11 protein-coding genes and 1 pseudogene are annotated in these 12,932 nt (G+C 69.8%); 10 read left to right on the top strand and 2 right to left on the bottom strand.

The window, feature by feature from the left end; genetic code table 11:
* Window positions 1–72: 72 nt before the first annotated feature.
* From AC069I_RS13785 to AC069I_RS13795, 3 genes are read left to right on the top strand one after another with little or no spacing between them, the layout of a single operon-like run.
* Window positions 73–648, top strand: a complete 576-nt coding sequence (locus AC069I_RS13785) for a TetR/AcrR family transcriptional regulator (protein ID WP_478225392.1) — start codon at window positions 73–75, stop codon at window positions 646–648.
* A 27-nt stretch (window positions 649–675) separates the two neighbouring features.
* Entirely contained in the window at window positions 676–1,917 is a 1,242-nt protein-coding gene (locus tag AC069I_RS13790) for a plasmid pRiA4b ORF-3 family protein (protein ID WP_478265550.1), read from the top strand.
* 10 nt (window positions 1,918–1,927) lie between these two features.
* The gene (locus AC069I_RS13795; protein ID WP_478265551.1) at window positions 1,928–2,398 is read left to right on the top strand and encodes a UPF0158 family protein; all 471 of its coding nucleotides are present in this window, start codon (window positions 1,928–1,930) and stop codon (window positions 2,396–2,398) included.
* Between the two features lie 29 nt (window positions 2,399–2,427).
* On the opposite strand, the gene msrA is transcribed toward AC069I_RS13795, so the two are convergent.
* Window positions 2,428–2,922, bottom strand: a complete 495-nt coding sequence (gene msrA / locus AC069I_RS13800) for a peptide-methionine (S)-S-oxide reductase MsrA (protein ID WP_034305803.1) — start codon at window positions 2,920–2,922, stop codon at window positions 2,428–2,430.
* Window positions 2,923–3,030: 108 nt separating this feature from the next.
* On the opposite strand from msrA, the gene AC069I_RS13805 reads away from it, so the two are divergent.
* The 7 genes and pseudogenes from AC069I_RS13805 to AC069I_RS13835 form a co-directional block, all read left to right on the top strand.
* Window positions 3,031–3,357 carry a hypothetical protein gene (locus AC069I_RS13805; protein WP_478265552.1) on the top strand — a complete coding sequence of 109 codons (327 nt, stop codon included), beginning with the start codon at window positions 3,031–3,033 and terminating at the stop codon, window positions 3,355–3,357.
* Window positions 3,358–3,444: 87 nt separating this feature from the next.
* Window positions 3,445–4,938 (top strand): TIGR02677 family protein, encoded by a 1,494-nt coding sequence (locus AC069I_RS13810; protein ID WP_478265553.1) that lies wholly within the window; start codon window positions 3,445–3,447, stop codon window positions 4,936–4,938.
* Entirely contained in the window at window positions 4,935–6,155 is a 1,221-nt protein-coding gene (locus AC069I_RS13815) for a TIGR02678 family protein (protein WP_478265554.1), read from the top strand. Before AC069I_RS13810 ends, AC069I_RS13815 begins: the two co-directional genes overlap by 4 nt.
* Window positions 6,152–10,135 (top strand): TIGR02680 family protein, encoded by a 3,984-nt coding sequence (locus AC069I_RS13820; RefSeq protein ID WP_478265555.1) that lies wholly within the window; start codon window positions 6,152–6,154, stop codon window positions 10,133–10,135. The genes AC069I_RS13815 and AC069I_RS13820 overlap by 4 nt, the downstream gene beginning before the upstream one ends.
* 328 nt (window positions 10,136–10,463) lie before the next feature.
* Complete coding sequence (locus tag AC069I_RS13825) at window positions 10,464–10,748, top strand: hypothetical protein (RefSeq protein WP_478265556.1); 285 nt, start codon at window positions 10,464–10,466, stop codon at window positions 10,746–10,748.
* The gene (locus AC069I_RS13830) at window positions 10,679–11,518 is read left to right on the top strand and encodes a hypothetical protein (RefSeq protein ID WP_478265557.1); all 840 of its coding nucleotides are present in this window, start codon (window positions 10,679–10,681) and stop codon (window positions 11,516–11,518) included. Before AC069I_RS13825 ends, AC069I_RS13830 begins: the two co-directional genes overlap by 70 nt.
* Before the next feature lie 228 nt (window positions 11,519–11,746).
* A pseudogene (locus tag AC069I_RS13835) lies at window positions 11,747–12,130 on the top strand (tetratricopeptide repeat protein); the annotation flags it as partial.
* Between the two features lie 357 nt (window positions 12,131–12,487).
* Here the strand turns inward: AC069I_RS13835 and AC069I_RS13840 are convergent.
* Window positions 12,488–12,910: a hypothetical protein gene (locus AC069I_RS13840; protein WP_478235474.1), complete on the bottom strand. Its 423-nt coding sequence runs from the start codon at window positions 12,908–12,910 to the stop codon at window positions 12,488–12,490.
* Window positions 12,911–12,932: the final 22 nt, after the last annotated feature.

Consider the following 12,932-nt stretch of genomic DNA (forward strand, 5'->3'; position numbering starts at 1 on the left):
CTCCTTAAGTGGAAGTTCCTCCACTTAGTTAACTGGAGAAAGTTCCACTTGTCCACCGGTTAGGCTTGCCGAGTGCTTCCCATCGCAGGAGCCGGGACTCCAGAGCGGGCGGACGCGGCTCGCAACCGGCAGAAGATCGTCCACGCGGCGGCCAGGCTTGTGGCGGCCAAAGGAATCGACGGGCTCGCGTTGGACGAGGTCGCGGCGGAGGCGGGCGTCGGGATCGGCACCGTGTATCGACGGTTCCCGGACAAGGGCGCCTTAGCACAGGCATTGCTCGACGAGAACGAGCGCGAGTTCCAGGAAGCGTTCATCAGCGGGCCGCCGCCGCTCGGGCCGGGGGCACCCGCGACCCAAAGGCTGAAGGCGTTCATGGACGCGTACGTCGACAGGCTCGAGACGCACGGCGAACTGCTGATGGTCGCGGAGACGGAGACGCCGATGGCGCGGTTCGTCACGGGCGCGTACCGGCTGCACCACAGTCACCTGGTCGCTTTGATCAGCGAAATCGAGCCGGAAGCGGACGCGCATTTCAGGGCCGACGCGCTGCTCGCGCCACTGGCGGCGGCGCAGTACGTCTACCAGCGACGAAGCATGGCGCCGGAGCAGATCAAAGCGGGACTGGGTGACCTGTACCAGCGCACCTAGACTCCTGGAAAGCCTGGAAGGGGTGGCATGGATCTCGCGGTGAAGTCCGAGCTGGTCGAGCAGGTGCGCGCGTTCACCGAATGGGTGGGCGCAGGACGGAAACTCACCCAGACCGGGCGTCTCACCTTGGCTGACGCCAAAGCGCTGGTGCCGTTGTTGAAGACCGGTGACGTGCTCGAGCAGACCATCGGCAGCCACGTGTACCGGACCAGGTCGAGCGAGCGGCTGCTCAACCTGATGCTCGTCGTGGAGTGCGCCAAGGCGGCGCGGCTGGTCCGCAAGACCGGGCAACGGCTGGTGCCGGTGAAGAAGAATCAGGTCCTTCTCGATGACCCGCAGAAGCTGTGGTTCGCGTTGTTCACCGGGTTCGACAAGCTGGGCGAGGCGTTCCTGCACTCGGGATTCGGCGAGTCATTGCTGCGCCCGGAGTTCGCGCACGGCACCCGCGCCGTGTTGGCGTCGTTGTATGGCGCGGACGGTGCTGTCGCAATCGCGAGCTTGTGCGCGACGGTCTGGGATGTCGTGAGCGCACCTTACGTGTTGGAAGATCTCACCGAACTCCAGCTTGAGATGTTGCGGAGCACGAATGACCGCGACACCAAGAAAACGCTCGAGGTCCTACAGCGATTGGGAGCGGTGACCCTCCGGGACGAATCGGCCGAGCTGACCGAACTCGGCAGGTCGGGTATGCGACGGATCTTGGGCGAGCCGGAAGCCGGAGATCCGATCTACCAGGCGAAAATCACTCTGCTGGAAATCGAGGGTCTTCCGGTGTGGCGACGGGTGGTGGTTCCGGCGGCCATCCCGCTCGACCGGCTGCACATCGTCATCCAGGCCGCGATGGGCTGGGAGAACTACCACCTGCACTACTTTCTCGATGGGAAGACCTACTACGGCGAGGCCGAGCCTGAACTGCAGTACCGCGACGAACGCAAAGTGTGGCTGAACGACCTGGTGAAGCCCGGCGGCCGCCTCGTGTACAACTACGACTTCGGCGACAGCTGGGACCACGAGATTCTCATCGAGGAAGCCACGGTCGCCACGTCCGATGAGCGTTATCCGCGCTGTGTCGCGGGCGAAGGGGCTTGCCCGCCGGAGGACGTCGGCGGAACGGGAGGGTACGCCCGGCTGATCCAGATCCTCGGCGATCCCGGCCACAAGGAACACCGAGACGTAGTCGACTGGCTCGGTCTCGACGACCCGGACCAATTCGACCCTGCGCACTTCAATCTCGACGAGACCAACCAGCGCCTCGCCGCGCGCCGATAGACTTGCCCACATGCTCGGCTTGGACAAGTTCGACCTCGGGGCCATCGCGATGGCCCTGCAGGACCAGACCGACTACGAGCACTTTCACCTGGTCGACCCGCGGACCGGCGAGATGGGCTTGTGGACACAAGACGGCGGGATCGACGGCCGGACTCCCATCGACCTCGACGACGTGGATCTGATCGTCATCGAGCCTTTGCCATCCTCTGTCTGGTTCCAGGACATGGTCGACTTCACGGCGGGTATCGGCGACGAACGAGCCGGCGAACGGCTATCAAGGACACTCCGCGGCAAGGGTGCCTTCCGCCGTTTCAGGAACGAGTTGCACGACCGATACCCCCACCTTGTTCCCGTCTGGAACTCCTTCAGCGACAACCGCGCAAAGCTTCGCGCGGTTGAGTGGCTCGCCGACAACGCACCCGCCGCCGAGGGCAGCGCTGACCGGTTCGCCGCGGAGCATCCGGGTCCCGACCTGCCCTGAAGCCGGGCTCAGGGCAGGTCAGGGCACGATCAGCGCTCGCCGAGCTGCCATTCCGGCCGCACGTAGTGGCAGGTGTAGCCGTTCGGGATGCGCTCCAGGTAGTCCTGGTGCTCCGGTTCGGCCTCCCAGAAGTCACCGGCCTGGGTCACCTCGGTGACGACCTTGCCCGGCCACTTGCCCGAGGCGTCGACGTCGGCGATCGTCTGTTCGGCGACCTGCTTCTGCTTGTCGTCGGTGTAGAAGATCGCCGACCGGTAGCTCGTGCCGATGTCGTTGCCCTGGCGGTTACGGGTCGTCGGATCGTGGATCTGGAAAAAGAACTCCAGGATCTGCCGGTACGACAGCTGCGCCGGGTCGAAGACGATCTCGATGCCTTCGGCGTGGGAGCCGTGGTTGCGGTAGGTCGCGTTCGGCACGTCGCCGCCGGTGTAGCCGACCCTGGTGGAGACGACCCCGGGGTGCCGGCGGAACAGGTCCTGCATGCCCCAGAAACAGCCGCCCGCGAGAACAGCCTTTTCCGTCACTGTAGATCTCCTTCGGTCGTTGACACCCAGTACAACGTGTCGCACCGCCCCTGTCATCCCCGTCCGAGTGTGACGGAATGCTTACGTCCACCGTGCGTCTCACGTTAGGTGAAAACCCTGCTCGCGGTCCTCGCACTCCTTCTGGCCGGCTGCGCGACGACCCCGCCAAGCCCGAAACCGGAAGACGCCTTCCGGTTCGGCGGGATCTCGATGCCCGCCAGCTGCAAGGTGCTGGAGACGCAGTACGACCGCGGCATCGACTCGAGGTACGTCGTCGTCCTCACCCTGCCGTCGGAGGACGTGCCCAAGCTGCTCGAAGGGTCGAACTTCGCTCCCGGCGTCATGGAGGACGACCGGCTCGTCGACGGCCGCCGCGTGGTCCGCAAGGTCACCGTCGAGGGGACCACGGTGCGCCTTGAGATGTTCACGACGTGAGCACTCAGCGTGAAAAAGATGGGCCGTTCGGACTCGCCTGGGTGACCCCCTAACGTGTAGCTCCACGCACCATCCGCCGGAGGACGCATGGATCCGTTCCGTGTACCGCCCGAACTGTTCCGTTTCACCGACGGCAGCAGATCCGGGCTCCCCCTGGCGATCCTGCACGCCTTCGGTGAGGCGAACGAGCGGCTCGAGACGGCGCTCGGGATCGACGACGTCCGCACGAGGCTGCGGGAAGTCGGCTGGCTGGAGACGCTGGACGACGAAGACCTCGTCAAGGCGCTGGACCAGCTGAAGGGCCAGGGCCACCTCGACGTCGTCCAGAGCCACGCGGGCGACTACCGGACGGCGTCGGAGTACGAGCGCCGCAACCTCCAGTACTCGCTGACCCGCCAGGGCGAAGCGGCGTACGCGGGGGTGGTCCGCGCGAACGAGGTGCTCAACGCGTCCGGGGCGCTCCAGACGGCGACGCTCGAAGCGCTGGGTGAGCGGCTCGGCGAGCTCGCGAAGCAGCTCGAAGACGGCACGGACCGGCGCGTGTTCAGCACGCTCACCGAAGTCGAGAGCCACCTCGAAGCGTTCCGCGACAACACGAAGCGCTTCAACGGCGACCTCCAGCGCCTCCTGCACACCGAAGCCGACCTCGCGACGTTCCACGAGGTCAAGGCGGCCACGGTCACGTATCTGCAGGGGTTCCTGAACGACCTGGAACATCACGCGCACACGATCGCCACCCGGATCAAGGAGATCGACGACCACGGCGTCGAGCGGGTGCACCGGCGGGCACTCAACGGAGCGTCGCTGCCGAACCCCGACCCGCGCTGGCTCGACGTACGCAAGGCGCGGTGGGACGGCCTTCGCGCGTGGTTCCTGCCCGAGGACGGGGCGACGCCGCGGGTCGAGGACCTTCATCGCCTCGCGCGGCGCGCGATCATCACGCTTCTCCAGGTCCTCGACCGGATCACCGAATCGCGGCGGCGCGCGAGCAGCGCGGTCGCCGATTTCCGCGAGCTGGCGCGGTGGTTCACCGTCGTCCCGGCACAGGAGGACCTGCATCGCCTGTGGTCCACGATGTTCGGGCTGAGTTCCGCTCGGCACGCGCACCTCGCCCACGCGGATCCGGAAGTGGTCAGCACGACGGCGTCGTGGCTCGACGCGCCGCCGGTCGAGGTGTCGGAACTGCTTCGCTCCGCGGGCCGCACCGAGCGGTTCACCAGGACCGGCCGGGTGCGCGACGTCAGCGCGATCAGAGGCGCGAGAGCCGAAAAAGCCCTGCAGGAACGCGCCGAACTCGAAGCGGCGTGGAACATGCTCGACACCGGCGGCGTCGTGCGGCTTTCGGCGTTCGAGAAGCTCGACCACAGCGTCTTCGAGCGGCTGCTCGACCTGCTGGGGCAAGCGCTGGGCAGTGCCGTCGGCGCGGACGGCACCCGGCGGAGCACCACGTCCGACGGACAGATCGAGATCGTCCTGCGGCCGCCACAGACCGGCGCGGTCGCCCGCTTGACCACCACGAGCGGTGTCTTCCGGGGCCCCGACTACGAGATCGAGATCAGTACGGCCGGAGGCGGTGCGTGAGCCTCACCAACCAACTGGTCATCGCGGAACGCGAAGAGGTCGCGCGCGGGATCCGCGCACTGCTGGCCACCCCGCTGATCGGCGAGCGCGGCTCCCCCGAGACCTTCGACCTCATCCGGCGCCGCCGCGAGCCCATCCGGCAGTGGTTCGACTACTACTGCGGCTGGACGCTCACCGTCGAACCGCGGCTTGGCTACGCCCGGCTGGTCAAGGTCCGCGCGGCCACCGATCCCACGCGTCCGGCGCGACGGCTGCGCTCCGGGCGCGCCGCGTTCGACCGCCGCCGCTACGTCCTGTTGTGCGTGGTGGCCGCCGAACTGCTGACCGTGCCGGTGACCACCATCGGCCTGCTCGCCGGCCGCGTCGCGCAGGCGAGCGCCGCCGACGATCTCGTCACCGCCTTCGACGTCGCCACCAGGGCGGAGCGTCTCGCGTTCGTGGACGTCCTCAAGCTCCTGGAGTCCTACGGCGTCCTCGAAGCCGCCGACGGCGACCCGGAGTCCTTTGTGGACGATCCGGCGGCGAAGGTGCTGTTCCGGGTGGACGCGACCCTGTTGCTGCGGATGCTCGCCGCGCCGGTCGGGCCGTCGCAGCTGGCCGTGCCCGCCGACGACGTCGCGCTGCGGTTCGAGGAACTGCTGGATGCGGTGTCGCACGAGCAGCGCTACGGCCTCTCGTCGGGCCGCCACGAGGACACGCCGAGCGCGTCGGACGTCCAGCGGAACCTGTGGCTCCGGCACACGGTCTTCCGCCGTCTCGTCGACGACCCGGTGCTGTACTTCGCCGAGCTGACCGCGGAAGAGCGCGCGTACCTCGGCACGCCTACCGGGCGCCAGCTGCTGCGGCGAGCCGCGGAGCAGGGCGGTTTCGTCCTCGAAGAACGCGCGGAGGGCGTGCTGCTCGTCGACGTCGACGGGCTGGCCACCGACGAGCGGTTCCCGGACGACGGCAGCAACGCCAAGGTCGCCGCGCTCCTGCTGCTCGACGCGCTGGACGAGCCGCGGACCACCGATTACCTGCGCAACGCCACCGCCAAGCTGCTGAAACGCTTCCCGCGCTGGGCCAAGACGTACCGGGGCAAGGACGGTGTGCGGCGGCTGACCGTCGACGCGCTCGCCGTGCTGACCGGCTTCGGCCTGATCCGCACCGAAGCCGAACTCGTCCGGCCGCTCCCGGCCGCCGCGAGGTACACCGACCGCACCGAGGAGGCGCCGTGACCGTGACGAGGTGGATTCCCTCCCGTGCGGGCATTCTCAACATCTGGCGCTACTACGACGAGATCTTCGAGTTCCACGACGGGCGCCTGCTGTTGCGCGGCCCCAACGGGAGCGGGAAGTCCAAGGCGCTGGAACTGCTGCTGCCGTTCCTGTTCGACGCGAGCCTGCGCGCCAACCGGCTGTCGACCTTCGGCACCAGCGAACGCAGCATGCACTGGAACCTGATGGGCGAAGGCGCTTCGGGCGCCACCCGCGTCGGGTACGTCTGGCTCGAATTCGGCATGGCGGGCGAGAAGTGGTTCACCTGCGGCGCGCGGCTTCAGGCCAGCACGCACACCAGCACGGTGCACGCCGACTTCTTCACCACCGATCTTCGGGTGGGCGACGGCTTGCCGCTGGTCAACGAGGCCGGCCAGCCGCTGACCAAGAACGCGCTGGAGGAAACCCTCGGCGAACACGGGACCGTGCACGACGGCGCGGCCGAGTACCGCGCGGCGATCCGCGCGAAACTGTTCCCCACCTTGAGCGAACAGCGGTACGACGCGCTGATCACCGCGTTGCTCCAGCTGCGGATGCCCAAGCTCTCGCAGCGGCTCGACCCGAGCCTGCTGTCCAATCTGCTCTCCCGCGCGCTTCCGCCGTTGGGGCAGCAGGAGATCGCCGAGCTCGCCGAGGGTTTCGAACGGCTCGACGCGCAGCGCGAACGGCTGGGCTCACTGGAGACCGAGGTCGACGCGACCCGCGCACTCGCCGCGCGGCAGAGGACCTACGCCCAGCGTGTGCTGCGCGCGGGCGCCGCGAACCTCATCGCCGCGACCACCGAACTCGACGAACTCGCCGCGGCCGCCCGCCGTTCGGCCGAGGAGCACGACGAGGTCGCCGCGAAGAAGGAGGCCGCCGAGGAACGGTCAGCGAAGCTCGAAAAAGACGTCGAAGAGACCGAAGCCCGCCTCGCCGGGCTGACCGAATCCGAGTCGTACCGCAAGGGCCAGGAGCTCGACAAGCTGCGGCAACGGACCTTGTCCACGCGCGAAAAAGCGGAGGCACTGCGCGCGGACGCGGACCGGCTCCGTGCCGAGGCGGACGCCGACGAGGAGCGTTCACGGGCGGCGAAGCAGGTCGCGAAACGGCAGGCCGACCTCGTGCGCTCGCTGGAGACCGAGGTCCGTGCCGCCGCGACCCGCGCGAACCTGGCCGGGGTGCACGACGAACTCGTCGCCGGGCTGAACGAACCGGCCCGGCTCCGTCCGCTGCTGCAGGCCGCCGTCCGCGGCAAGCGCGACCAGGTCGAAACGCTCGGCCGGGCGCTGGACAAGCACGAACTCGCGGTGGGGCGGCGGCACCGGGCCGAGGCGGATCTCGACCGCGCGCGGTCGGATTTCTCGGCCGCGCAGGAGCGGCTGGACCTCACGACGGCGACGCGGGAACTCGCGCTGAGCGATCTGCGCACCCGGCTCGCCGAATGGGCGATCGGCTGCCGCGAGCTGCGGTTCCCCGACGTGGAAGCGGTCGTCCGGGAGGCCGAGGCGGAGGTCGCGCTGCTGGGCAGGCTCGGCGTCGTCGCCGAGACCGTGCTCGAAGACATCATCCGGCGGGAGGCGGCGACCGGTGCCGCGCTGGCCACCGCGCGCGCCGAGCACGACGGGCTCCTCGTCGAGGCGGGCGTGCTCGAAACGGAGGACGTCCTCGCGCCCGAGCCGCCGCGCACCCGCACGACGGACCGCGCCGAGATGAGCGGCGCGCCGCTGTGGCGCCTGGTCGATTTCGCGGGCTCGGTCCCGGAAAGCGCCCGGGCCGGGATCGAGGCCGCGCTCGAAGGCGCCGGCCTGCTGGACGCCTGGGTGAACTCCCACGGCGTCGTCGATGGACACGACGTGCTCGCGGAGACCGGGACGCTGCCGGTGGCCACCGGCCGTTCACTCGCCGACGTCCTCGTACCCGAACCCGACGCGGAGCTTTCCCCGGCGAAGATCCGCCGGATCCTGGAAGTGATCGCCTTCGACGACACACTCCCCGCCGGACCCGCCGCGATCGGCGCGGACGGCGGCTGGCGGATGGGGGGCCTGTCGGGCAGCTGGGCGAAGGACGCCCCGGCATATATCGGCGGTTCCGCGCGCCTGCGCGCCAGGGAGCGCCGGATCGCCGGACTGCGGGACAAGATCTCCCTCCGGGAGAAGACCATCGCCGAGCTGGAGGGCGAACTGGCCGCGCTGCGCGGCAGGCGCGAGCTGATCAAGATCGAACGCGCCGCCCGCCCCAGCCACGAAGATCTCCTTGCCGCCACGGGAGAACTGAACGCGGCCGAGGCCGAGCTGACCGCCGCCGACGCCGCCGTCCGGCATCTGGAGACCGCCGTCTCCGCGCTGGAGATCGAGGCCAAGACGGCGCTGCACGAGCTGACCGCCCAGGCCTCGGAGAGCGGGCTCCCGACCGAACGCGCGCTCCTGGCCGCGCTCGCCACGGCCCTGCGCACCTACTCCGACCAGGGCGAGAACTGGTTGTACGAGCACGGGAACCTGCTCACCGCGACCCAGCGGGCCGAGCTGTGCGCCGAACAGGCGGACCGGTCGGAGGCGAACGCGGCCCGGCGTGAGGACGAGGCTTCCGAAGCGGAGGCCGAACGCGTCAAGCTCACGGCGATGCTCGAAGCGATCGAAGGGACCGCGGGCAGCGGGCAGCGCGAGGTGCTCGCCGAAATCGACGCGCTGCGCACCAAACTGCGTGACCTCGCGGGCGAACTCCGCGCCGCGAACGCCGACGCCAAGGAACTCGCGGTGTCGCTGGGCGCGCTCGGCGTCCGCCGCACGACCGACGCTCGGGCCCGCGAGGACGCCGCCAAGAAACAGGACGCGGCCGCGCACCGGTTCCGGAAGCTCGCGACCGGAGTCTTCCCCGCCGACGGCGGGATCGAGGACCTGCCGAAGTTCCAGGCCACCCTGTCCGCCTCCGACGGGGTGCGGTCGGCGCTCGAAACGGCGCGGCTGGTGGCCGCGGCGTGGCCGTCCGTGCCGCACGCGCCGAGCAACCTCGGCGAGGCGCTGCACCGGCTCTCCGAGGCCGTGCACACCTGCCGGAACACCCTCAGCTCGCGGGCGGAACTCGATCTGGAGACCGACGAGGACGTCCAGATCTTCACCGCCGTCGTCGACGGGCTGCGGGTCGGCGCGACCGAACTGCTGAAGATCCTTTACGCGGAAGCGGAACAGAGCAGGCACGAGATCACCGACCGGGAAAGCGACCTGTTCGACAAGACGCTGACCGGCGACACCCGCCGCCATCTCGCGGCCCGTATCCGGCAGGCCAACGACCTCGTCGACGGTATGAACGCGCGGCTGGAACGCGTGCGGACCGCGTCGAGGGTGGCCGTCCGGCTGGTCTGGCAGGTCTCCCCCGATCTGCCGCCCGGCACCAAGACCGCGCGGGATCTGCTGCTGAAGGATCCGGATCAGCTGACCGCCGAGGATCGCGTGTCCCTGCACAAGTTCTTCCGGGAACGCGTCGAGCAGGCGAAGGCGGACGACACGGCGACCAGCTGGGAACAGCAGCTCGCGCAGGTCTTCGACTACACGTCCTGGCACCGGTTCGTGGTCAAGGTGGACCGCGCGAACGGCGCGGGCTGGCAGCTGCTGACCAAGAAGCTGCACGGCGCGCTTTCCGGAGGGGAGAAGGCGATCGCGCTGCACCTGCCGCTGTTCGCCGCCGTCGCCGCGCATTACCAGGCCGCGCCCGAGGCACCGAGGGTGATCCTGCTCGACGAGGTGTTCGTCGGCGTCGACACGACCAACCGGGGGCAGGTGTTCGGCCTGCTGTCCGAACTCGACCTCGACCTGATGCTGACGTCGGACCACGAATGGTGCACCTACGCCGAACTCGGCGGCGTCGGGATCCACCAGCTCATCACCGGCGGCGACGGTGACGACGCGGTCACCACGGCCCGGTTCACCTGGAACGGTCACGACCTCGCCCCGGCGGGCCATTAGCCTGAGCGGCCCCGAAGCCGGGCGCAGCGGGGTTCTTTCCGCCGTTCGAAGACGGGGAACCGCTCCCGGCTCCGCGATCCGCCCTACGCGTTCCCCGGCAGTTGCCCGCCGAGCCGTCCGGGTTCACCGGCCAGGCGACCGAACTGTCCATTTTGGACCAACTGGTGCCCCGCGCCGGGAGCTACGGCGGCGCGGTGGCGCTCGCGGCCGTCACCGGGTCAAGGACCGGTTCCCGGACGGGCTCACCCGGTTCCTGGCCGCGCTGGACGTCCCCGCCGAACGCCTGCCGTCGGACACCGAGACCGCGTCCGCCTTGTACCGGACGCTGATGACCGATCGGAAAGCGCTGGTGGTGCTGGACAACGCCGTGGACGTCGATCAGGTCCGGCCGCCGCTGCCCGCCGGGCCGGGATGTCCGGTGCTGGTCACCGCCAGGGACCGGATGGGCGGGCTGGTCGCGCTCCACGGCGCCCGGCGGCTCACGCTGGGCATGCTCGAACCCGGCGAGGCGCTGGACCTGCTCGCGCGTGTGCTCGGTTCCGAATGGGTCCGGCCGAGCACGAAGCGGCCGCCGAGGTGGCCGGGTTGTGCGCGTATCTGCCGCCGGCACTGAGGATCGCCGCGGCCAACCTCGCCGAAGATCCCGGGAACGGCATCGAGGACTACGCCATCGAGCTGCGCAAGGGCAATCCGCTCGCCGCGCTGACCGTGCCGGGCGACGAGCAGATCGCCGTCCGGACCGCCTTCGACTTTTCCTACGCGGCCTTGCCCGCCGAAACGCGCCGGTTGTTCCGGCTGCTGAGCCTGGTGCCGGGCAACGACATCGGCGTCGAAGCCGTCGAGATCCTGACCGGCGAGGAGCGGGCGGGCCCGATGCTGGACACGCTCGCGAGCGCGCATCTCGTCGAACAGCACGCGCCCGGCCGCTACCACTTCCACGATCTCCTCCGCCGCTACGCCGCCGATCGCCTGCGGGATTCCCCGGCGGAGACCCGATCCGCCCGGCGCCGCCTGCACGAGTGGTATCTGCGTGGTGCCGACCAAGCGGCGAAAATCTTTTACCCGCACATGTTCCGTGTCCCGCTGTCCGTGCCGGACGGCCCGGTTCCCGCCGCGGCGAAGGAGAACGCGGCGGAATGGCTGGAGACCGAACTGGGCAACCTCGTCGCCGTCGTCGAGGACGCGGCGCGGACCGGGCCGCGTCCGGTGGCCTGGCTGCCGGCCGACGCGCTACGCGGCTACTTCTGGATGTCGTCGCGTCAGGTCGAGTGGCGGGCGGCCGCCGGGGCCGCGCTGGCCGCCGCCGAGGAGGACGGCGATCTCCGAGCCCGCGTGCCCGCCCGGTTCAGCCTGGCGGATCTGGGTTTCCGCCAAGGGCGGTAGCCGGAGGCCGTCCGGGAGCACGCCGGCGCGCTCATGCTCGCCCGGCGGGCCGGGTGGGTGGAGGCGCAGGCCGCGGTGCTGGGCAACCTCGGGTGCGTGTACTGGCAGTCGGGACGGCTCCCGGCGGCCGCGGCGCGGTTCTCCCGGGGTCTGGAGCTGAGCAGACGCGCCGGAAGCCCGGCCGGGGAAGCCGTCGCGCTGGGCAATCTGGGGCTCGTCCACTGGGAGATGGGGGATCTTTCCGGGGCGGCCGGCCACTACGTCCGGGCGCTGCGCCGGTATCGCGGGATCGGCTCCCGCTACGGGGAGGCGATCAACCTGTCCAACCTCGGGCAGGCGCGACACGCTGGCGGCAGGGTCAGCGAGGCGGCCGGCTTGCTCGCCAAGGCCCTCGCGCTGCATCGAGAGGCGGGGAACCGTGCCGGGGAAGCGGAAACGCTCGGAAGGCTCGCCTCGGTGTACTGCGATCTCGGCCGTCTCACCGACGCGCTCGACCACGCGCGCGAAGGGCTGCGACTAGCGCGGGAGACCGGAGAACCGCGGGGTGAGGGCGAGGCGCTCGTCGCGCTCGCGGGCGTGCATCAGCGCGTGGGGCACCGGAAGGACGCCGTCCGCCGGTACCGGCAGGCGCTGGCCCTGCTGCGGGAGACCGGCGATCGGTACCCCGAGGTCGACGCGCTCATCGGGCTCGCCACCGCGACCGGCGCCTCGGGCAGGCCCGCCGGGCGCTCGCCCTCGCCGAACGGGCGGGGTATGGCGCGTTGCGGAAACGGGCGGCGGCCGCGGTCGAGTCGATCCTTCGCGCCTAGGCGGTGTCCTGTAAGTCTGTTCGATGGGCTTCGTGATCCAGGTGGTTCCTGGCGGTGCGGGCGGATCGGCCTCGTACCGGGTCGTACTCGGCCGCGTCCACCCGTGCCGTCAGGGACCGCCTGGGCGCGAAGACCGCGAACAAGACTTACAGGACAGCGCCTAGGCCGCGATGTCGCTGCTGGTGTCGTACCCGCCGGCCGGATGGAACGTGACGACGACCCACGGGTTGACGCCGTGTTCCTCGCCCGCGCTGACCTGGCACGAGAACTCACTCATGTCGAACGCGCTCCACGCCTTGTCCGGCAGTTCTTTGATCGACTCCTCGATCCGGCCGACCCAGCGACAGGCCGGACTGTGGACTCGCGCCGTCACCGACGGCTCGGCCCAGATGATCGTCCCGCCGTCCGAACACCACGAGAGGTCGAACGTGTAGGTCCACCTCCCCGCCTCTTCGAGCACCACCGGCTTGATGACCTTGACGCCGGAAGCGCATTCCCGGGCCGCTTCCGCCTCGGCCGGCGCGACGATCGTGAGGCCTGCGCAGAGGATCATCGAGCAGGCAAGGACTTTCTTGACCGTCATCGTCCCACTGTTCCGCCGGTTC

It is taken from the genome of Amycolatopsis sp. NPDC043885 (assembly GCF_056435685.1).

Coding starts and splice junctions, on each gene's coding strand:
- AC069I_RS13790 (WP_478265550.1), top strand. CDS start 676: ATGGATCTCGCGGTGAAGTCCGAGCTGGTCGAGCAGGTGCGCGCGTTC.
- AC069I_RS13795 (WP_478265551.1), top strand. CDS start 1,928: ATGCTCGGCTTGGACAAGTTCGACCTCGGGGCCATCGCGATGGCCCTG.
- AC069I_RS13810 (WP_478265553.1), top strand. CDS start 3,445: ATGGATCCGTTCCGTGTACCGCCCGAACTGTTCCGTTTCACCGACGGC.
- AC069I_RS13825 (WP_478265556.1), top strand. CDS start 10,464: ATGACCGATCGGAAAGCGCTGGTGGTGCTGGACAACGCCGTGGACGTC.
- AC069I_RS13830 (WP_478265557.1), top strand. CDS start 10,679: ATGGGTCCGGCCGAGCACGAAGCGGCCGCCGAGGTGGCCGGGTTGTGC.
- AC069I_RS13840 (WP_478235474.1), bottom strand. CDS start 12,910: ATGACGGTCAAGAAAGTCCTTGCCTGCTCGATGATCCTCTGCGCAGGC.